At 69.5% G+C, this 20326-nt stretch carries 15 protein-coding genes and 1 pseudogene; 8 read left to right on the top strand and 8 right to left on the bottom strand.

The window, feature by feature from the left end; all coding sequences use genetic code 11:
* Positions 1–33: 33 nt before the first annotated feature.
* The 5 genes from MFM001_RS09360 to MFM001_RS09380 form a co-directional block, all read right to left on the bottom strand.
* Entirely contained in the window at positions 34–648 is a 615-nt protein-coding gene (locus tag MFM001_RS09360; RefSeq protein ID WP_116375091.1) for an LON peptidase substrate-binding domain-containing protein, read from the bottom strand.
* Between the two features lie 23 nt (positions 649–671).
* Entirely contained in the window at positions 672–1823 is a 1152-nt protein-coding gene (locus tag MFM001_RS09365; protein WP_371685504.1) for a glutamate--cysteine ligase, read from the bottom strand.
* Complete coding sequence (locus tag MFM001_RS09370; RefSeq protein WP_116374976.1) at positions 1804–2508, bottom strand: superoxide dismutase family protein; 705 nt, start codon at positions 2506–2508, stop codon at positions 1804–1806. The genes MFM001_RS09365 and MFM001_RS09370 overlap by 20 nt, the downstream gene beginning before the upstream one ends.
* A gap of 66 nt (positions 2509–2574) precedes the next feature.
* The gene (locus tag MFM001_RS09375; protein WP_045373822.1) at positions 2575–3039 is read right to left on the bottom strand and encodes a LytR C-terminal domain-containing protein; all 465 of its coding nucleotides are present in this window, start codon (positions 3037–3039) and stop codon (positions 2575–2577) included.
* A 52-nt stretch (positions 3040–3091) separates the two neighbouring features.
* Positions 3092–3400 (bottom strand): DUF3263 domain-containing protein, encoded by a 309-nt coding sequence (locus MFM001_RS09380; protein WP_045373824.1) that lies wholly within the window; start codon positions 3398–3400, stop codon positions 3092–3094.
* Between the two features lie 130 nt (positions 3401–3530).
* Between MFM001_RS09380 and MFM001_RS09385 the strand changes: the two genes are divergently transcribed.
* The 7 genes and pseudogenes from MFM001_RS09385 to MFM001_RS25180 all read left to right on the top strand — a co-directional run.
* Positions 3531–4124: a peptide deformylase gene (locus MFM001_RS09385; RefSeq protein WP_116374977.1), complete on the top strand. Its 594-nt coding sequence runs from the start codon at positions 3531–3533 to the stop codon at positions 4122–4124.
* A complete protein-coding gene (locus MFM001_RS09390; RefSeq protein WP_116374978.1) occupies positions 4124–4975 on the top strand; it encodes a GNAT family N-acetyltransferase in 852 nt (283 codons plus the stop codon). The genes MFM001_RS09385 and MFM001_RS09390 overlap by 1 nt, the downstream gene beginning before the upstream one ends.
* 2 nt (positions 4976–4977) lie before the next feature.
* On the top strand, positions 4978–5787 hold the full coding sequence (locus MFM001_RS09395; protein WP_116374979.1) for an exodeoxyribonuclease III: 810 nt from the start codon (positions 4978–4980) through the stop codon (positions 5785–5787).
* 176 nt (positions 5788–5963) lie between these two features.
* Positions 5964–6356, top strand: a complete 393-nt coding sequence (locus MFM001_RS09400; RefSeq protein ID WP_116374980.1) for a hypothetical protein — start codon at positions 5964–5966, stop codon at positions 6354–6356.
* Positions 6357–6424: 68 nt separating this feature from the next.
* Positions 6425–10810 carry a cation-translocating P-type ATPase gene (locus tag MFM001_RS09405; protein WP_116375093.1) on the top strand — a complete coding sequence of 1462 codons (4386 nt, stop codon included), beginning with the start codon at positions 6425–6427 and terminating at the stop codon, positions 10808–10810.
* A gap of 99 nt (positions 10811–10909) precedes the next feature.
* Positions 10910–11347: a hypothetical protein gene (locus MFM001_RS09410; protein WP_116375094.1), complete on the top strand. Its 438-nt coding sequence runs from the start codon at positions 10910–10912 to the stop codon at positions 11345–11347.
* Positions 11348–13156: 1809 nt separating this feature from the next.
* Positions 13157–15532: pseudogene (locus tag MFM001_RS25180) on the top strand (cation-translocating P-type ATPase); the annotation flags it as partial.
* Here the strand turns inward: MFM001_RS25180 and MFM001_RS25185 are convergent.
* Positions 15501–15755 (bottom strand): Rv1535 domain-containing protein, encoded by a 255-nt coding sequence (locus tag MFM001_RS25185; RefSeq protein ID WP_371685520.1) that lies wholly within the window; start codon positions 15753–15755, stop codon positions 15501–15503. The pseudogene MFM001_RS25180 and the gene MFM001_RS25185 overlap by 32 nt on opposite strands.
* A 60-nt stretch (positions 15756–15815) precedes the next feature.
* Here MFM001_RS25185 and MFM001_RS09420 point away from each other — a divergent pair, with 60 nt between their 5' ends.
* The gene (locus MFM001_RS09420; protein WP_116374982.1) at positions 15816–16094 is read left to right on the top strand and encodes a hypothetical protein; all 279 of its coding nucleotides are present in this window, start codon (positions 15816–15818) and stop codon (positions 16092–16094) included.
* Here the strand turns inward: MFM001_RS09420 and MFM001_RS09425 are convergent.
* Together MFM001_RS09425 and MFM001_RS09430 are read right to left on the bottom strand one after the other, a co-directional pair.
* On the bottom strand, positions 16073–19870 hold the full coding sequence (locus MFM001_RS09425; RefSeq protein WP_116374983.1) for a SpoIIE family protein phosphatase: 3798 nt from the start codon (positions 19868–19870) through the stop codon (positions 16073–16075). The genes MFM001_RS09420 and MFM001_RS09425 overlap by 22 nt on opposite strands.
* Positions 19867–20235: an STAS domain-containing protein gene (locus MFM001_RS09430; protein WP_116374984.1), complete on the bottom strand. Its 369-nt coding sequence runs from the start codon at positions 20233–20235 to the stop codon at positions 19867–19869. The genes MFM001_RS09425 and MFM001_RS09430 overlap by 4 nt, the downstream gene beginning before the upstream one ends.
* Between the last annotated feature and the right edge of the window lie 91 nt (positions 20236–20326).

Here is a 20326-nt window from a genome sequence, read left to right on the forward strand (position 1 = left end):
GCGTCGACGACGACGGGCCCTAGTGCGGGAATGCTATTCCGACAGCTGGAATTCGATCATCGCCGCCACGGACTCGACGGCCTCGCGAAGCGCCACCAGTCGATCGGCCGCCGACGGCGCGGACAACACCGCATAGCGGTCCGCCTGGCCCATCGGAACGCGAGTTGCCAACGCGTACAACCGCTCTCCCGCGTCATCGGACCGCGGACCCAGCAGCATGTCAGGCCCCGGCAACACCACGCCGCGGGCGCTCGCGATCCGCTCGAACAGAGCCAGCACCTGATCCTCGACCTCGCGCAGTTGGTCGGTGCTCACCGGATCCCCGGGCTCGTCGGGCCAGAACCGCACACGAGCCCGCGGGTACGGATCGTCAGGCAGCCATTCGCTCACCCGGATCCGCCCGTGGGTACGGCAGCGCAGCGAGAACCGGCCGGAGCCCATCTCGATACATTCGTTGATCCCGGCAAGCGTCCCCACGTCGCAGCGCGCGTCGCCACCACCAACCTCACGGCCACGCGAGATCAGCACTACCCCGAAGCCCGGATCGGCGCTGCGCATGCAGTCCTGCACCAACGCGGTGTAGCGCGGCTCGAAGATGCGCAGCGGCAGATCCTCGTTGGGCAGCAGTGCCGACTCGAGCGGAAACATCGGCAACTCAAAAGCTTCCACGATCAGATGTCCAGCTCGCCAACCAGCGCGTCGACGACAGCACGCAAATCTCCGTCGTGTTCCTCGGCCACCCGGCGCTGCCGTTGATACGACGCCCCGACCCGGGGTATGTCGGCCACGGCGGCCAGCTCGTCGACGCAGTGCAGCGACTTTGCCACCGGCTCAAGGCGATTGAGCACTTCGGGCAGATGGTCGGTGACCAGCCGTTCGTTGCTGTCGGCGTCGAGGATGATCACCGCGTCCAGGCCGTACCGGGCGGCCCGCCACTTGTTCTCCTGGACATGCCAGGGCGGCATTGTCGGCAGCGTCTCACCGGCTTCCAGTCGGCGATCCAGATCGACTACCAGGCAATGCGTCAATGCCACCAGCGCGGAGAGCTCCCGCAAGTTCGAGACCCCGTCGCAGATCCGCACCTCCAGCGTCCCGTTATGCGGTGAAGGGCGTATGTCCCAACGGATTTCGTCGATGTCGTCGATGATCCCGGTCTTCTTCTGGTCGTGTACGAACTTCTCGAACTCGGCCCAGGTCTGAAACTGGAACGGCAGCCCGGCGGTGGGCAATTGCTGGAACATCATCGCCCGGTTGCTCGGATATCCGGTGTCCTCACCGCCCCACCACGGCGACGACGCCGACAGCGCGAGCAGATGTGGGTAGTAGTCGAGCAGCGACGACATGATCGGCATCACCTTGTGCGCCGACGACAGGCCGACGTGGACGTGCACACCCCAGATCAGCATCTGCCGTCCCCACCACTGGGTGCGCTTGATCAGCTCGGCGTAACGCGGTGCGTCGGTGAGCTTTTGGGCGGACCACAGCGCGAATGGGTGCGCGCCCGCACCGAACAGCTCCATCCCGCGGTCCCGGACGATGGGGCGCGCGGTGCGCAATGTGTCGCGCAGGTCCTCCATGGCCTCGGCGGTGGACTCACAGACGCCGCTGACGATCTCGACGGTGTTGCGCAGCAATTCCTTGTGGACGCGCGGGTTTTCGCCGATCGCCCCCATGACCTCGACGGCTTCGTTGCTCAGGTCACGGGTCTGCGCGTCGACAAGAGCGAATTCCCACTCCACTCCGATCGTCGGTCTCGGCGAGCCGACGAAATCCACACGCTCGGTTACCCTGTTGCCCGACGGGCTAACCGGAACCAATGACACCGCACGCCACCCGCTTGCCGGCGTCGCCGGTGGCCATGGTGGTCTGGTCGGGACCGGGTGCGCCGTTGACCTGGGTATAGCGGTCCGGCGGGATGTTGGCGAAGTTGTCGGCGCCCTCGTGAATGACGATCGCCGAGCCGTCACCGGATACCAGGTCTTCCTTGGTGAAAGCGTCGGTGGTGGTCACCAGCAGCGCGGCGCCGTCCTTGCGTACCTGCAGCGAGGTCAGGTCGCCGCTTTCGGGTTCCCCGGTGTGCCCCGGCGCTTGGTAATGGCCGCCGGCAGAAAGGAAGTCACCGGGAGGCCCTCCCGTCGGGGCGACGGAGTTGGGCTCGCACTTGCCCACCGAGTGAATGTGCACGCCGTGGAATCCCGGCGACAGCTGGCCCAGGCCGGTGGTCTCGATCGTGACGGTCACAAAGCCGTTGTCGAACTCGAACTTCGCCGTGGCGACCTGCACGCCGGTGGGCGACATCAAATGCGTGGTCAGGCTCTCCGGCGCCACCGGGCCGCCTTTGGGCGGCGTGCTGGCCGGCGCCGGTGACCCGGTCCAGACCGACGGCGTGGTCCCGGGCGACGTCGCCGGCGGCTGGTTGGGCGAACAGGCGCTCAGCAGCGCGACGGGGGCGGCGAGCATTCCCAGGGCGGTTGCGGCGACGACTTTTCGGCTCACGGGCTTGACCATGGCGTAAAGACTATCCCGGCGACGATGCGGCCCGGAACGGGCTGCTGAGGAGCGGGATCATCAGGCTCAGCCCGCGACCACCACGATGACGCCGGGCGGCTGGTCGGCCACCTCGGGGACCCGCGGTTCGACCGGAGCGTCCAGCAACTTGCCCACCGCGTCGGCGGTCTCCCGCTCCCCGGGGGCGTTGCTGAAGTACACCGTGGTGGTCGACACGTCGGGCAACGACAGGTTGCCGACCTCGGGGACGTCGTAACCCTTGCCCTTCAGCTGGTCGGCGGTGCGCCCGGCGACGCCCTCCTGGCCGGAGATGTTGTAGACCCGCACCTGGGCTTTGGCCGCGGCCGGCGTCGACTTCTTCGGCGGCATTGTGCTGGTCGTCACTGTCGACACCGAATCGTCGTCGTCGGAGTGCCCGCTGGATCCCATGGCCTGGAACCCCACCAGCAGGAAGATGACGCCGAGAAACAGCAGCACCATCACCATGGCCCGCAGGGGTAGTCCGGAAGAGTCGGGAACACGTTCGTTCATTTCAGGCCACTGTATCCAGGAGTGGGCCCAAACCCACAAAACCGGATGAACGTCAGGTGACCTCGAAGCCGAGCCGCCGCGCGGCCCGCGCCTTCTGCCGGCTGGCGCGCAGCCGTCGCAGCCGTTTCACCAGCATCGGATCGGCCGCCAGCGCCTCGGGCCGGTCGACCAGCGCATTGAGCACCTGGTAATACCGCGTCGCCGACATCGAGAACAACTCTTTGATGGCTTCTTCTTTCGCACCCGCGTATTTCCACCATTGGCGCTCGAACGCCAGAATGTCGTGTTCGCGGCGGGTCAGCCCATCAACGATTTCAGAGTCGTCCCCCGATCGATTAGCCCGCGCCTCAGCGCTGTCCATATCGCTCCTCTGAGCCTTCCCAAGACCCTTCGAATCTCGAATGCTGGCTGTTCCGGCGATTATTCAACCACGCCCGCAACAGCTGACCCGTAACCCTCGCCCGCGAGTCGCCCGCTTAAGCTTGCCGACCATGGCAGTCGTACCCATTCGGATCGTGGGAGATCCGGTCCTGCACACACCGACCAAGCCGGTGCCGGTGGCCGCGGACGGTTCGCTGCCAACCGATCTGCCGGAGTTGATCACCACCCTCTACGACACCATGGACGCCGCTTACGGCGTCGGCTTGGCGGCCAACCAGATCGGCGTGAGCCTACGGGTGTTCGTCTACGACTGCGCCGACGACCGCGGGCAGACTGCGCGCCGTCGCGGCGTAGTGGTCAACCCGGTGCTGGAGACGTCCGACGTCCCCGAGACCATGCCCGACCCGGATCACGACGACGAGGGCTGCCTGTCGGTGCCCGGCGAGTCGTTCCCGACCGGACGCGCCAAATGGGCCCGGGTCACCGGCCTCGACGCCGACGGCAGCCCGGTCACCGTCGAAGGCACCGGCCTATTCGCCCGAATGCTGCAACACGAAACCGGGCATCTGGACGGCTTTCTGTACCTGGACCGGCTGATCGGACGGCATGCCCGCGCCGCAAAACGGGCCGTCAAGTCGCACGGCTGGGGCGTTCCGGGACTGTCCTGGACACCCGGCGAAGGGCCGGATCCTTTCGGGCACTGATGGTTTCGTGGCCCGATCTCGGGACCCGGGTGACGGTTCGCTACCGCAGGGCCGCCGGCAGCGTGCCGCCGCTGACTGACGCGGTGGGTCATCTGCTGGCCGTCGCGCCGCTGGTGCGGATTCGCACGAAAAGCGGTGAGGTGGTGCAGTTCTCGCCCGACGACGTGGTGGTAGTGCGGGCGCTGACCGACGCGCCGGTCCGCAACTCGCAGATCCGCGCCGTCGAGCACGCCGCCGCGCTGGCCTGGCCGGGCCTCGAGCAGCAGTGGCTGGACGGCTGGCTGCTTCGCGCCGCTCCCGGAGCCAGCGTGGAAGTGAACTCCGCTGTACCACTGGATGTTTCAGCGACCAACGCGGCCATCCCGGCGATCGTCGACTGGTACACGCAACGTGGGCTGACGCCGTGGCTGGCGGTACCCGACCGGCTGCTACGGCTGCCCGACGCCGGCGGGCACGCTTACCGGATGCTGGTGCGCGACGTCAGCACCGCCGGGCCGGACCCGGCCATCCGACTCACGGCCCGGCCCGACGACGACTGGCTGCGCTGCTACCGCGGTGCAGAGCCCGTCGAGGTGCTGACCGCCGTGCTCGACGGCGAGCTGGCGTTCGGACTCCGCGACCGGGCGGCGGCCCGGGCAGCGGTGACCGACGCCCCGGACGGCACCCGCTGGGTCGGTCTGTCGGCGGTATCCGACGACCGCTTGTGCGAGGCGCTGCTGGCGTGGGGTGCATCCCGCGGCGCGACCCGCGGCTATGTGAGGGTGCTCGACGTCGAGAACGCCGGCCTCGTCGAATCGCTCGGTTTCACAACACACCACCGAGGCCGCTACTTCGAGGTGCATACGCTATAAGCATGCTCAGGCTGGCCACCTGGAACGTGAACTCGATCCGCACGCGCCTCGACCGCGTGCTCGACTGGCTGCGCCGCGCCGATGTCGACGTCCTGGCGATGCAGGAAACCAAATGCGCCGACGACCAATTTCCGGCACTGCCGTTCTTCGAACTCGGCTACGAGGTGGCGCACTGCGGCTTCAACCAGTGGAACGGCGTCGCGATCGCATCACGGGTCGGGCTCGACGACATCGAGGTTGGCTTCGACGGCCAGCCGAGCTGGAGCAGCAAGCCGGACATTGCCGCCGCGGCCGAAGCGCGCGCGTTGGCCGCAACCTGCGGCGGGGTCAGGGTGTGGAGCCTCTACGTGCCCAACGGCCGCGCGCTGGGCGATCCGCACTACACCTACAAGCTGAATTGGCTTGCCGCGCTGCGTGATACGGCTGCAGGCTGGCTGCGCGACGACCCGTCGGCGCAGATCGCGCTGGTCGGCGACTGGAACATCGCCCCGACCAACGACGACGTCTGGAGCGTCGACTACTACCGGGGCTGCACACACGTCTCCGAGCCGGAACGCAAAGCATTCGACGCGATCGTCGACGCTCAATTCGCCGACGTGGTACGGCCTTTCACGCCCGGACCCGGCGTGTACACCTACTGGGACTACACGCAGCTGGCCTTCCCCAAAGGACGCGGCATGCGCATCGATTTCATTCTCGCCTCACCCGCGCTGGCTGCCCGGGTCGCCGGCGCGCAGATCGTCCGCGACGAGCGCAAAGGCAAGGCGCCCAGCGATCACGCACCGGTTTTGGTGGATTTGCGCCGGGATTGATCGGCGGCCAAGCAGAGCGGCCAAGGATATGTGTTGTCTATGTATTTTCTCGGGGACGGGCATCCGGCTGTGATGCTCAATAGGCTCGTCAGCTGAACCCTGCGTATCCGCTGGATGTACAGCGGTCGCGGAGCCGGTTCACAACGGGTAAATCAGCGAAGATCGGGGAAGACATCATGCTCGGCGACGCAGCACGCAGCCTGACTCAAACGGCCAGTCGTGCGGCGAAGGCAACCACCTCGGCCGCCGGCGCGGTGGGCGGTGCCGCGGTCAACGGCGTCATCGGCGGGGTGACAGGCGCCGCCGCGGGCATCCAACGTGGACTCGGCAACGGAAGCCATTCGACAGCGGCAGCGGCGCTGGCCCTGGGGGCGATCGGTGTCACCGGGCTGGTCGAATGGCCGGTGGTATTGGCAGTTGGTGCCGGGGCGTTGGCGTTACGGCAGATGAACCGCGGCTCGACGACTCCGCCGAAGGCGGTGCCCGCCAAGGCGAAAACCTCTGCACCCCCCAAAAAACGCAAGCCGCCGTCGCGCGGCGGTCAGCGCCGTGCCACCGCCAGCCGGTAGGCATTGCAAGTCACAGCACAAAGACGCATCAAGCAACGATTGAATACGGTTTAACCTTGCAAAAATCCATACCGTTGCGCGTCGTTTCGAAGGGTATTCAAGCAACGAGCGCCCTCGCCGACGCGTGCATTCAGACTGCAACCACCGCCGCCATGCTGGCCACCACGATCGTCGGCTCTGGCGCGGAGCTGGCCGCCACTGCCGTTCGGGAAGGGGCCCAAGCACTCTCGCTCGGTCGCTCCGGTGCGGCGCCGACCCGGCGCTGCTGGCGCGGCGAAGCCCGGGCGTGGATCGAGGTACGTGGACTGCACGGTCCCGGCGCGGTCGAACGCGAACGCGTAGTACTCGACGCGCTCCGGTCCCAGCCGGGCGTCATCTCGGCGAGCCTCAACCGGCCGCTGTCGCGGCTCGTCGTCGAGATCGAAGGCGACTCTACGTCGCTGCCCGCCTTGTGCCGTGCCGTCGACGATGCCGAAAAGCGCTCCGGGGACGCCGCAGAACGCGCAGGCAGCCTGCCGGGTGATGGCCTGTTGTTGGCGACCAGGGCAGTGCTGCTCGGCGCCAATGCGGCTGGATTGGGTATCGCGCTGGCGGGCCGGGCCCTGCGGCTGCCGGGAGCGCCGATTGCCGTCAATGCGGCCGCGGAGATCGCCAATTACCAACCGCGGCTGCGCGGCCTGCTCGAGAACCGAATCGGCACCGGCGCAACGGACGCGCTACTGACGTTGACCACCACCGCCGCGAACATCGTCACCCTGTCACCGGCATCGCTGTCGGTGGACTTGATGACCCAGGCGCTCAAGACCGCGGAGTGTCGCGCCGCAGCGCAGGCATGGGCCCGCTACGAGCCGGCGCTGGCCCGGTATGCCGACTACCCGGACGACGTACGGCAGCCGTCGCGACCATCACGGCCGGCGGCAGGATCTGTCGAACGGCACGCAAAGCGTGTCGCGCTGGTGCAGGCGATTGGCGCCGGGGTGATCGGCGCCATCACGCGTAACGTCGGCACGGCATCGACGGCGGCGGTGGTGGCTGCCCCCAAAGCGATGCGGACCACGCGCGAGTCGTTCACCGCGAAGCTCGGCATCGGGCTGGCCGAGCAGCACGGGGTGCTGCCGTTGCGACCGGACAGCTTGCACCGCCTGGACAAGGTCGACGCGCTGCTGATCGACCCACGCGTACTGCACAGCGACAAGTTGCGCGTGGTCCGGGTCCGCGGCGCCCGTGACAACGAACTGTCCAGCGCATGGAACAGCGCCCAAACTCTGCTGGACACAAGCGACCTGAAAACAGGTTGGCACCCGGTGCCCGGGACGAAAGGCGTCGACGCGCTGATCCTTCCCGCCCAGCACCCGTTGGCATCGGCACTGGTGGCGGAGGCCCGGAGGGCGGGCACCCAGATGCTCTCGGTCGACGCCGACATCCTCGGCGAGTTGCGGCCCGCATTCGACGACGTCCGGCCCCTTCACGACACGTCGATCGACGACGCGCTCACTGCGGCATTGGCCGACCTGCAACGGGCCGGGCACACCGTAGCCGTCGTGTCATCGACTGGCGCGCAAGCACTTTCCGCCGCTGACGTTGCGCTGGGGATTATGCCGAACAGCGCTGAGCCGCCGCCGTGGTACGCCGACCTGCTGCTGCCCGACCTGGCTGCGGCATGGCACGTACTGCACGCCCTCCCGGCAGCCAGGGCGGCGAGTCGACGAGGCGTCGAAATCTCGGCCGGCGCGTCGGCCATGGGTGCCCTGTTCATGGTGCCCGGTGTCCGGGGAGCGCGAGGGCCCGGACCGGTGACCGCCGGTGCCGCGGCTGGATTGGTGTCGGGATACCTGCTGGCTCGGGCGGCAGTTCGCGCCAGCGCACCGAGGCCGGCGCCGGCCTACGACTGGCACGCGATGTCGGTTGCACAAGTCCGCGAGGTGTTGCCGCCACGCGCCGCAGAGCCGGAGGCTGCCAAGCGCCTCGCCGGGACCGGCACGCAAGCTCCGAACGCGGTATGGCAGTTCGCCAAGGCGGTCGGCGCCGAGTTGTCGGACCCGTTGACCCCGGTGCTGGCATTGGGTTCCGCGGCCACCGCCGTGCTGGGTTCGCCGATCGATGCGGCGATGGTCGGCACGGTGCTCGTCGGAAACTCGTTCCTGGCGGCCGGTCAGCGGCTCCGGGCCGAGACGCGGCTGGACCGCCTGCTGGCCCAGCAGACCCCGCCGGCCCGCAAAGTCGTCGGCGACGACTACAGCGAAATCCCCGCCGAGCAGCTGCAACCGGGTGACCTCATCGAGGTGCGCAGCAACGAGGTGGTGCCGGCCGACGCCCGGCTGATCGCAGAAGAGGACCTCGAGGTCGACGAATCGTCGCTCACCGGCGAGTCGCTGTCGGTGGAAAAACAGGTCGAAGCCACGCCCGGCGCAGAACTCGCCGATCGTCGCTGCATGCTCTATTCGGGAACACACGTTGTGGCGGGCACCGGTGTCGCACTGGTGACCGCCGTCGGCGCCGACACCCAGGAGCGTCGCGCAGCCGAACTGGCCTCCGGCGATGAGCCGACCATCGGCTTGCAGCACCAGCTCGGTCAGCTCACCCGTCGCGCTTTCCCGGCCACCGCGGTGGGCGGTGCGGTGGTCAGCGTGCTCGGATTGTTGCACCGCAGAGGCCTTCGCCACGCGCTGGGCAACGGCATCGCGGTCGCCGTCGCCGCGGTCCCGGAGGGAATGCCACTGGTGGCCACGCTCGCCCAGCAGGCATCGGCATGGCGCCTGAGCAAGTTCGGCGCCTTGGTCCGCGTTCCGCGGTCGGTGGAGGCCCTCGGCCGCGTCGACGTGGTCTGCTTCGACAAGACAGGGACATTGAGCGAAAACCGCCTTCGGGTCACCAAGGTCCGGCCGGTGTCGGGCTTTTCCCGCGACGAGGTGTTGGCCTGTGCGACACATGCGGCTCCGGCGCCCAATGGCGCCCCGCACGCACATGCCACCGACCAGGCCATCATCGAGGCCGCGTTGGCTGTTAACGGCTCGGGCCCCGCCGTTGAACGGGCCGCTCACCTTCCGTTCCGCTCCGGTAGATCGTTTTCGGCGACGGTGTGGGGTACCGAGCTGGCCGTCAAGGGTGCGCCGGAAGTGGTGCTGATGGCCTGCCGAGACGCCGGCGTAGACGCGCACGACACCGTCGACCGGTTAGCGGCGGAAGGGTTGCGGGTCATCACCGTGGCCCGGCGTCGACTAACCGCACAACAGGTGCGGTCGGTGCAGAAAGACCCCGACAGCATCGTCGACCTGTGCGGCGAGGGCCTGTCGTTGCTGGGGTTCCTCGGGCTGTCAGACACTCCGCGAGCCGAAGCACCGCAGCTGCTCGCCGATCTGGCCGCCCACGACGTCGCCATCCGGCTGATCACCGGGGACCATCCCATCACCGCCACAACCATCGCCGGGGAACTTGGCCTTCCGGTAACCGCCGCCCAAGTCATCACCGGTTCCGAATGGAATGCGTTGTCGCGCAACGAACAAGAACGCGCGGTGTCCGAACGGGTGATCTTCGCCCGGATGTCGCCGGAAAACAAGGTGCAAATCGTCCAGACATTGGAGCGAACAGGGCGGGTGTGCGCGATGGTGGGCGACGGCTCCAACGACGCGGCAGCGATCAGGGCTGCCACCGTCGGCGTCGGTGTAGTCGCACACGGAAGCGACCCGGCCCACACCGTCGCCGATGTCGTGCTGACCGAAGGCCGCATCGAATCGCTGCTGCACGCACTCGAGGAAGGACGCCGACTGTGGCAGCGGGTGCAAGCGGCGGTGTCTGTGTTGCTCGGCGGCAACGCCAGCCAGGTGATTTTCGCGATCATCGGCAGCGCATTCAGCGGCAACTCGCCGATGAACACCCGTCAGTTGCTGCTCATGAACGTATTCACCGATGCATTACCAGCCGCGGCCCTTGCGGTGAGCATGCCCAGCGGGCCGGTGCAGCATCCCCGACACGGCCCGGATGACCGAGCGCTGTGGCGTGCGGTAGCCCTTCGCGGAGGGACCACCGCGGCCGCCGCCACGACCGCATGGGCGATGGCCGCGGTCACCGGAAGGCCGCAACGCGCGTCCACGGTGGCGCTGATCGCATCTGTCAGTACCCAACTCGCCCAAACCCTGAAGGAATCGCACGCTCCGCTGATGGTGCTCACGGCAGCGGGTTCGTTTAGCGCCTTCATGGCACTGATCACCACGCCGGGGGTCAGTCAACTCCTCGGATGCACGCCTGTCGGTCCGCTTGGGTGGGCGCAGGGGCTGGGATCGGCCGCCGCCGCAACCATTGCGGTGTCGTTGGCGACTCGACTGCTGGCCAACCAGCGCAGCACAACAGCACATCTGCGTCCGTCAACCGCATCGTCAACAGCCGCGCCGGCTGGGGCGCGCAGCAACGAAGAAAACGAAGAAGGGGCACCGGCGCTGGTCGGGTCCGGCGCGTAACGCAGAGTTTCCTGCGAATCCCGGTTTACCGCGAACTTTGAACGCTCGCGGGTATACAACGGTCGTCAACGGGAGAACAATCGAGCCTCAGGAGTGATCATGGGTGCCATCGACGGCGCGGTGCGCAAGGCGAGTCGAACGGTGGGCCGCGCCGCGGCGGCCACCACTGCGGCCGCCGGCGCGGTGGGCGGCGCCGCGGTCAATGGCGCCGTCGGAGCCGTGTCCGGTGCGGCGGCCGGTGTGCAAAAGGGAATCAATTCCGGTAGCCATTCGGTGCCGGCGGCCGCTTTGGCGTTGGGTGCGCTGGGTGTTACCGGGCTGGTCGAGTGGCCGATCCTCTTGGCCGTCGGCGGCGGCGCGTTGGTGTTGCGGCAGCTGAACAATCGTCAGCGCGACACCGCCACCCCGGCCAAGGCGCAGCCCGCCAAGCAATCGGCCCCCGCCAAGAAGTCGGCACCCGCGAAGAAGTCGACAACCCGCGCCAAGAAAGCACCGCCACGGCAGTCGCGCAGCACCCAGTCGCGCGCCCGCCGTTAGTTCACCGGATTGAGTACCGTCGAATCCGTGCGAAGATCCATGCCGCTGCGCGCGGTCGCCATGGGCTTTCAAACCCTGAGCACGACCGCTTCCGTCGGCGCCAGCATGGTCGCTATTCCGGTGCGCGAAGCCGTCAGAGCGGTGTCGGGCGAGCTGCCCGGCCCGCCGCTGAATCGGCATTGCTGGCGCGGACACAACCGCGCCTGGATCGAGGTGCGTGGCCTGGACCGCCCCGACGGCGACGAACTCGCAAGTACCGTCCTCGACGCGGTCACCGCCCGCCCAGGCGTCGTCTCGGCCAAGCTGAACCGTCCGTTGTCGCGGGTGGTCGTCGAACTCGACGGCGACCACGTGTCGCTGCATGAGCTGTGTCGGGTGGTCGAGGGCGCCGAAACCGGCCGCGCAGACGGCGAACGCCCCAAACCGCTGCCCGGCGACGGCCTGGTGCTGGCCACCAAGGCCGTGGCGGTCGGCGCCACCGCCGCCGGGATGGGCGCCGCGCTGGCCGGCCGGGTGCTGCGCTGGCCGCGGCTGCCGGACACCGTCGAGGCGGTCGTGGTGGCCGTGGACTACCAGCCGCGGCTGCGCCGTCTGCTCGAGGACCGGATCGGCCAGCCGGCCACCGACACCGTGCTGACGCTGGCGATGACCGCCGCGCACATCATTTCGCTCGCCCCGGCGTCGCTGGCGGTCGACCTGATGATGGAAACGATCAAAGCCGCCGAGTGCCGCGCCGAGGCGCAGGCCTGGCACCGGCACGAGCCGAGGCTGGCCCCCCACGCTGACAATGACGACGTCTATCTGCCGTCGCGGCCGGTGCCGGCACCGCCGGGGCCCGCCGAGCGCCACGCCCAGCGGGCGGCGTACGCGCAGGCCGTCGGCGCGGGCGTCGTCGGCGCCGCTGCGCGCAACGTCAACATGGCCGGCACCGCGGCGCTGGTCGCCGCACCCAAGGCGCTGCGCACCACCCGCGAGTCGTTCGCCGCGGCGCTCGGCCAGGGGTTGTCCGACCGGCACGGGGTGCTGCCGCTGCGCCCGCACAGCCTGCGCCGGCTCGACCAGGTCGACGCCCTGCTCGTCGACCCGCGGGTGTTGTGCACCGACAAACTGCGGGTGGTGCGCGTCCGCGGCGCCCGCGACGACGAACTGGCGCAGGCATGGGAGCGCGCCCAGTCGCTGCTGGACGACGCCGACGTGGGCTGGCACCGGGTTCCCGGCGGGCGGGGCCGCCGAGTCGAAGCGCTGATCTGCCCCACCCACGACCCGCTGGCGCCGGCGGTGATGGCCGAGGCCCGCCGCTGCGGCGTGGACCTGATCTCCGTCGACACCGACGCGCTCGGCGAACTGCGGCGCGCGTTCGACGAGGTCCGGCCGCTGGATGTCGGGTCCATTGACGACGCGCTCGTCGACGCGCTGGCGCACCTGCAGCAAGACGGTCATACCGTGGCGGTGCTGTCGTCGGCGGCGGCGCAGGCACTGTCGTCGGCCGACGTGGCGCTGGGCCTCATCCCGGGCGACGAGAACGAGCCGCCGCCGTGGTACGCCGATCTGCTGCTGCCCGACCTGGCCGCTGTCTGGCGGGTGCTGCACGCGCTGCCGGCGGCCAAGTCCGCCACCCAGCGTGGTATCGAAATATCCACTGGCGCTTCGGCTTTGGGCGCGCTGCTGATGCTTCCCGGCGTCCGCGGCCGCGGGCCCGGCCCGGTGACCACAGGCGCGGCGGCCGGGTTGCTGTCCGGCTACTGGCTGGCCCGCGGGGTGGTTCACGCCCCGACACCGCGACCGGCTCCGGTCCAGGAGTGGCACGCGATGACCGTCGAACAGGTCCGCCGCGAGCTCCCGCCGCCCGCCGAGCCCGACGTCGCCACGCCCAGCCGCGCCGTCGCCACGGCTCAACGCGGCGCGGAGATCACCGCCCGGCCAAGCCGCGCGGTCTGGAATTTCGTCAAGGCCGTGCGCGCCGAATTGTCAGACCCGCTGACCCCGGTCCTCGCGCTCGGCTCGGCGGCCAGCGCGGTGCTGGGCTCGCCGGTCGACGCGGTTCTGGTCGGCTCGGTGCTCACCGGGAACGCCGTGCTCGCCGCCAGCCAGCGACTGCGCGCCGAGAGCCGGCTGAACCAGTTGCTGGCGTTGCAGATTCCGCCGGCCCGCAAGGTCACTGCCGACGGCTACACCAATGTCAAAGCGGCGCAACTGCGTCCAGGCGACGTGATCGAGGTGCGCACGCACGAGGTGGTGCCCGCCGACGCCCGGCTGATCGAGGAAGAAGACCTCGAGGTCGACGAATCCACCCTCACCGGCGAGTCGCTGCCCGTCGAGAAGCAGACCGAGCCGACTCCGGGCGTGGACCTGGCCGACCGTCGCTGCATGGTGTTCGCCGGTACCACCGTGGTGGCCGGCACCGCGCTGGCGGTGGTGACCGCCGTCGGCGCCGACACGCAGGCGCGCCGCGCCGCCGAACTCGCGTCCGGTGAGCTGCCCGACGTCGGGCTGCAACACCAGCTCAGCCAGCTGACCAACCGCGCCTTCCCGGTCAGCATGGCCGGCGGTGTCTTGGTGAGCGCGCTGGGAATGTTGCGCCGCAAGGGTTTACGCCAGGCGGTGGCCAGCGGCATCGCCGTCACCGTGGCGGCCGTGCCCGAAGGGATGCCGCTGGTGGCCACCCTGGCCCAGGCGGCGTCGGCCCGACGGCTGACCAATTACGGTGCGCTGGTACGCATTCCGCGGTCGGTGGAGGCGCTCGGCCGCGTCGACGTGGTGTGCTTCGACAAGACCGGCACGCTGTCGGAGAACCGGCTGCGGGTGTCGCAGGTGCATCCCGTTGGAAGCCATTCGCGCGAAGAGGTGCTGCACTGCGCGGCGCACGCCGCGCCGACCGCCAACGGCAGCCCGCACGTGCACGCCACCGACCGGGCCATCATCGAAGCGGCGCAGTCGGTCAACGGCTCCGCGCCCACCGACGAGCCCGATGCGCACCTGCCGTTCCGGTCCGGCCGGTCGTTCTCGGCCTCGGTGTCCGGCGACCAGCTCACCGTCAAGGGCGCACCGGAAGTGGTGCTGCGCGCCTGCCAGAACGGCGCCGCCGACTCCGAGCGCACGGTGCGCGGCCTAGCGGGCGAAGGGCTGCGGGTAATCGCGGTGGCACGCCGGCAGCTGACCGCGGAGCAGGCTCGTTCGGTCCAGGACGACGAGGACGCCATCGACGACCTGTGCCGAGACGGCTTGTCGCTCACCGGATTTCTCGGGCTGTCCGACACGCCGCGGGACCAGTCAGCCGGCCTGCTGGCGGACCTGGCCGAGCGCAACACGGCCATCCGGCTGATCACCGGCGACCACCCGATCACCGCGACCGCGATCGCCGCGGAGCTGGGCATGCCGGTGACGCCCGAGCAGGTGATCACCGGCACCGAGTGGGACGAGTTGTCCCGCAAGGATCAGGAGCGGGCCGTCGCCGAGCGGGTGATCTTCGCCCGGATGTCACCGGAGAACAAGGTGCAGATCGTCCAGACGCTGGAACGCACCGGCAAGGTGTGCGCGATGGTCGGCGACGGCTCCAACGACGCCGCCGCGATCCGGGCGGCCACCGTCGGCATCGCCGTCGTCGCGCGCGGCAGCGACCCGGCCAGCGTCGCGGCCGACGTGGTGCTGGTCGACGGCCGGATCGAGGCGCTGCTGCACGCGATCGAGGAAGGCCGCGAGCTGTGGCGCCGCGTGCAGGCGGCGGTGTCGGTGCTGCTGGGCGGCAACGCCGGCGAGGTTGGCTTCGCGATCATCGGCAGCGCGCTGACCGGCAGCTCACCGCTGAACACCCGCCAACTGCTGCTGGTGAACATGCTCACCGACGCGCTGCCGGCGGCGGCGTTGGCCGTCAGCCAGACGACCGGGTCGGGCAACCGCGAGGGACGCGGGCCCGACCAGCAGGCGCTGTGGCGTGCGGTCGCAATCCGCGGGACGACGACGGCCGCGGCCGCGACTGCGGCCTGGGCGATGGCCGGGGTGACCGGACGGCCGCGGCGGGCGTCGACGGTGGCGCTGGTCGCGCTGGTGTCCGCCCAGCTGGGCCAGACCCTGCTCGACTCGCACGCCCCGCTGGTCGTGCTCACCGCGGGCGGCTCGCTGGTCGCGATGGGGACGCTGATCAGCATCCCGGGAGTCAGCCAGCTGCTCGGCTGTACACCTCTCGGGCCCATCGGCTGGGCGCAGGGGCTGGGATCAGCCGCGGTGGCAACCGTCGCGGTAGCCGCCGCACCCCGTCTGCTGTTTGGCCAGCTCCAAGAGTCTGATCAGCCGGAACAGCCTCCAGAACACCGGCCCGCCACAGCACCGCGTACAACTCGATCACCGGAACGGTCAACGCAACAGCGAGCGCTGAAGCTAGTGGATCGGCCAGAGCATCGGTCGTCGACATACCTCCGACAGTGATGGCAGCACCCGGCCCGGCGGCAAACCCAACGTTTCAGAAAGGCAAATGATGGTGGAAAAGAAGGCGCGCCGCAGCGCCACCCAGCGCGAAGCCGTCGACCACATCCGCGAGGGCGAGACCTTCTTCGTCAACCTGCCGGTCGTGGGACGGGTGGAAGTTCCGCGGCCCGAGCAGCTGGCCTATTACGGCGGTTTGGCCGCGCTGGCCGCCTTCGAGCTGATCGACTGGCCGGTCGCGCTGGTCATCGCCGCGGGCCACATCCTGGCCAGCAACCACCACAACAAGCTGCTCGAGGAGCTCGGTCAGGCCATGGAAGAGGTCTGACCCACCGCGTGGTCGAACCGCAGGCTGATCCGGGTGCCCGCAGCGGTGCGCGCCGTCTCGACGTGGTCGGCGAGCCCGTTGATCAGCATGAGCCCGCGTCCGCGCTGCAGGCTGCGCAGGCTGGCCGACGAATCCCCTGACCAGCGGCCGGCGTCGCTGACGGTCACGGCCACGCTGTCGCCGCGCACGAAGGCCTCGACGGAAACCGTGGCGGCCCGGTCGTCGCGGCTGCCGTGTTCGATCGCGTTGGTGACCGCTTCTCCGGTGGCCAGCAGGATGTCGGCCTCGCGTGGCGGGTCGGCCACGACGCCGGACAACCAGCGGCGCAGCCGGCGCCGCGCGCCCGCGATGTGGGCCACCTCGGCGGGAATCACGGTGGCGAAGCTGCGCGCGGCGACGTGGCTGGGCCGCAGCGCCAGCACCGCCACGTCGTCGGTGTAGCCGCCGGGCGGGCGCATCCGGTCGAGCAGCACCCCGCAGATGTCGCCGACCGGCAGCTCGGCGCAGTCCGCGGCCGCCGCCCGCAGCCGCGCGAATCCCTGGTCCAGACCCTCCCCCGGTCGCTCGATCAGCCCGTCGGTGTAGAGCAGAACCACACTTCCCGGCGGCAACTCGGCGGTCGCAGCCTCGTGGGTCGAGCGGTTTTCCGCCACCGACACCGGCGGACGGCGGCCGGACTGCAGAAACGCCGGCTCGTTGCCGGGTGCGACCAGCAGCGGGTAGGGATGGCCCGCGCAGCTGTAGCTGATGCCGGCCACATTGTCGCCGACGTCGACGACGGCATAGGCCACCGTCGCGCAGCGCGCACCCTGGACGGTCAGCGCGTAACGATCCAGGGCCGTCAGCACCGCGGCCGGATCGGGGTCGGTGAGGGCGGCGGCGGCCACGGCGGCCCGCAGCCTGCTCATCACGATCGCGGCGGGCAGACCGTGTCCGACCACGTCGCCGACGGAGATTGCCAGCTGGCCGGGTCGGTCGAGCGGGGTCACCAGGTACCAGTCGCCGCCGACGCGCAGTGCCTCGCCGGCGGGTTGATATGTGGCGGCGACGACGGCGGCGGTGGTCCCGCGGTCCAGGTCGAGCAGATGCTCCTGGAAGTCGGCGGCGATGCGGTGCTCGTGCGCCATGTTGCGGATCCGGTCGACGGCCGACTGGGTGATCTGCGCGGTGCGGGCGAACGTGTCGAGCTCGTCGTCGTCGAACGTGCGGGGTTGCGGCCACACCAGCATCAGCGCGCCGATCACCCGTCCGGTCTGGCCGCGCAGCGGGTGGACGACCAGGGCGCGTGCGACGTCGGCGCCGTCGCGCACGGCGTGCTGGTAGCGCGGCGGCAGCCGGAACGTGTCCGTAATGACCGCCGGCTCACCGGTTTTCACGACGTCGACCAACACCAGCAGCGCGTCCAGTCCGAGCACGTGGTAGCGGTCCTGCAGTTCGGTGGGCACCGCGCCGGCGTAGTCGACGCGGATGTTGTCCTCCTCGGTGTCGAGGACGCCGATCGCCACCGCCGAGGCGTCGCCCACCGCGTCGACGGCGGAGTGCAGCAGCTCGGGCAGGATGCCGGGGACCGACTCGATGGCCTGCAGCGCAGCGTCGAGTTGTTCCGTTGCAGCAGAATGCTTTTGGCGGCTAGCAGCGGACAGCCGCGCGGCGAGCCGGTCGATCAGCTCTTGGGAGCGGAACGGCTTGGGCAGGTAGTCGTCGGCGCCGCCGGCGTAACCTTCGCTGACGGCTTCGGCGCCGGCCCGCGCGGACAGCATCAGGATCGGGGTGCCCGCCAGCTCGGGGTCGGCGCGGATGGCCGCGACAAAGTCGAATCCGTCGAGCCGCGGCATCATCACGTCGGTCACCACCGCATCCGGGCGAAGCTCGCGGGTGGTCCGCAGGGCCGCTTCGCCGTCGGCGACGAGCACGGTTCGCCAGTGCGCGGAGACGATCCTCTCCAAATGGGCCCGCATGTCGGCGTTGTCGTCGGCGATCAGCACCAGCTCGCGGTCGTCGTGTTGGCGGGTCGGTGACGCGGACACCGGGGCCAGCCACTGGCCGGCCTCGACGACGTATGGGTTGTCGGCCAGCCCGGCCGGTGAATGCTCGACCGGTGTGCCGCCGGCGGATTGCGGCAGCACGATCGTGACGGTGGTGCCGCGGTCGAGTTCGCTGTCGATGTGCACGGTCCCGCGCTGCAGCTCGACCAGCCCGCGCACCAGCGACAGCCCGATGCCGGTGCCCTCCACGCTGCGGCCGCGGGCGGTGCCGGCGCGAAAGAAGCGCTCGCCCAACCGGTTGAGGTCGTCGCCGCCGATGCCCACCCCCGTGTCGCTGACGATGATCCGACACTGCCCGGAATCGCACTGCGCCCCAACCGTTATCGAGCCCTTCAGCGTGTACTTGACCGCGTTGGACAGCAGGTTGAGCATGATGGTTTCCCACATCGCCGGGTCGACGTCGGCCAGCGCCGGCCGGCAGTCCAGCACCAGCTCGAGCCCGGCCCGCTGGCACAGTTCGCTGAACGACGACGCGATGTCGGCGGTCAGCGCACCGACATCGGTGCACACCAAATCGGCGGTGGCCCGGCCGGCTTCGATCCGGGAGAAGTCGAGCAGCGAGTCGACCAGGCGCAGCAGCCGGCCCGCGTTGCGCCGGGCGGTGCGCAGCCGCTGCGCCAGCAGCGAGTCCGGGCCGATATCGGACAGCGCGTCGTCGAGCGGGCCCATCAGCAGGGTCAGCGGGGTGCGGAATTCGTGGCTGACGTTCGTGAGGAACGCGGTCTTGGCGTGGTCCAGCTCGGCGAGCGCGTCGGCGCGTTGCCGCTCCTGCTCGTACGAAGTGGCGGACGCCAGCGCCGACGACAACTGGTCGGCGAGCAGTTGGCAAAAGCCGCGGTACTGCGTGTCCAGCGGGCAGCGCGGGCTGACGCCGACCACCAGCGCGCCGGCGGTCGAGCCCTCGCCCAGCGCCACCACCAGAATCTGCTCGGGACAGTCGCTGCCCAGCACCTCGTCGAGCCCGGGGATCAGCGACGCCGCCCCGTCGATCACCTGCAAGTCGGCTCGGGACCGCTGCGCGGGATCCCAGTCGGTCAACTCCGCCAGTGCGTGCGGCAGCAGCGGCAGCACCGACGGTGTGCCGCCGCGCAACGTGTTGCCGACGTAGGCCGCGACGAGCGGCACGTCCGCGGATTGGTTGGCGCACACCGCAACTGCGGCGTCGACCGCGTCGTCAATCGTGCGGGTCTCCATCGTCGCCGAGGCCACCGCGTTGAGCAGGTGCAGGCGACGCTCGCTCAGCACCCGTTCGGTGGTTTCGAAAGACGGGCAGAAGATGCCGTAGATCGCGCCGTCGGAGCCGATCAGTGGGCTGTAGGTGAACGTGAAATAGCGCTCCCGGCGCCGGCCGCCGGTCACCATCGGCAGCATCAGGTCGTGCGACCAGGTGGCCTCGCCGGTGGCGACGACGCCGGCGAGCATCGGGCTGATCGGTTCCCAGATGTCCCACCACACCTCGCGGCCGGGCCGGCCCAGCGCCCCGGGGTGCTTGTCGCCCAGGATCTGGATGTAGGCGTCGTTGTAGACCAGGAACAGGTCCTCGGCGCCCAACCACAGCACGATCGGGAACCGCGAGGTCAACACCACCGCCACCGCCGAGCGCACTTCGGCGGGCCAGTCCTGCGGGGCCCCCAAAGGGTGTGCGGCCCAGTCGAATTCGGCGAACAGTCGGCCCAGTTCGCCGCCGAGTTCAACCGCGGCGGCAAGGTCAGCGGGTAGGTGCTCGCTCACGTCTCTTTTGGATGGTGATCCTGCAGCGCATCGGCCAGCGTCGGGAAGATATGCAGGACGCTGTCCAGGTTGGTCACTTCGATCGGCCGGGTCACCAGGTCGTTGTCGGCCACCAGCCGCACCGACGTTCCCGCTTCGGCTCCTCGCCGGTGGCAATCGAGCACAGCGTTCAGCCCGGCGCTGCCGAAGTAGGTCAGCGACTGCAAGTCGAGGACGAGCAGCCGCGCGACATGAGCCGTAGCCTGCTCGAGCGCGGAGGTGAGATCGGAAACGAAGGCGCCGACGTTGCTGGAATCCAGTTCACCCTTGACGTGCACGACGACCGCTTCGGGAAGAACTTCACAGTCGATCGCCAACAATTCCATCCATTCACCCGCTTCGATGCACGCGCGGAAACGGAATGCGGTGCCGACCCGCCGTCTCTGCAGCCCAACTCTGTACCGAGCCTAGCCTGGA

Origin of the sequence: Mycobacterium sp. MFM001 (genome assembly GCF_003402475.1) — a bacterium.
In the GTDB taxonomy this organism is placed as follows: Bacteria; Actinomycetota; Actinomycetes; order Mycobacteriales; family Mycobacteriaceae; genus Mycobacterium.

Coding starts and splice junctions, on each gene's coding strand:
- MFM001_RS09360 (WP_116375091.1), bottom strand. CDS start 648: ATGTTTCCGCTCGAGTCGGCACTGCTGCCCAACGAGGATCTGCCGCTG.
- MFM001_RS09370 (WP_116374976.1), bottom strand. CDS start 2,508: ATGGTCAAGCCCGTGAGCCGAAAAGTCGTCGCCGCAACCGCCCTGGGA.
- MFM001_RS09375 (WP_045373822.1), bottom strand. CDS start 3,039: ATGAACGAACGTGTTCCCGACTCTTCCGGACTACCCCTGCGGGCCATG.
- MFM001_RS09380 (WP_045373824.1), bottom strand. CDS start 3,400: ATGGACAGCGCTGAGGCGCGGGCTAATCGATCGGGGGACGACTCTGAA.
- MFM001_RS09385 (WP_116374977.1), top strand. CDS start 3,531: ATGGCAGTCGTACCCATTCGGATCGTGGGAGATCCGGTCCTGCACACA.
- MFM001_RS09390 (WP_116374978.1), top strand. CDS start 4,124: ATGGTTTCGTGGCCCGATCTCGGGACCCGGGTGACGGTTCGCTACCGC.
- MFM001_RS09395 (WP_116374979.1), top strand. CDS start 4,978: ATGCTCAGGCTGGCCACCTGGAACGTGAACTCGATCCGCACGCGCCTC.
- MFM001_RS09400 (WP_116374980.1), top strand. CDS start 5,964: ATGCTCGGCGACGCAGCACGCAGCCTGACTCAAACGGCCAGTCGTGCG.
- MFM001_RS09410 (WP_116375094.1), top strand. CDS start 10,910: ATGGGTGCCATCGACGGCGCGGTGCGCAAGGCGAGTCGAACGGTGGGC.
- MFM001_RS25185 (WP_371685520.1), bottom strand. CDS start 15,755: ATGTCGACGACCGATGCTCTGGCCGATCCACTAGCTTCAGCGCTCGCT.
- MFM001_RS09420 (WP_116374982.1), top strand. CDS start 15,816: ATGATGGTGGAAAAGAAGGCGCGCCGCAGCGCCACCCAGCGCGAAGCC.
- MFM001_RS09430 (WP_116374984.1), bottom strand. CDS start 20,235: ATGGAATTGTTGGCGATCGACTGTGAAGTTCTTCCCGAAGCGGTCGTC.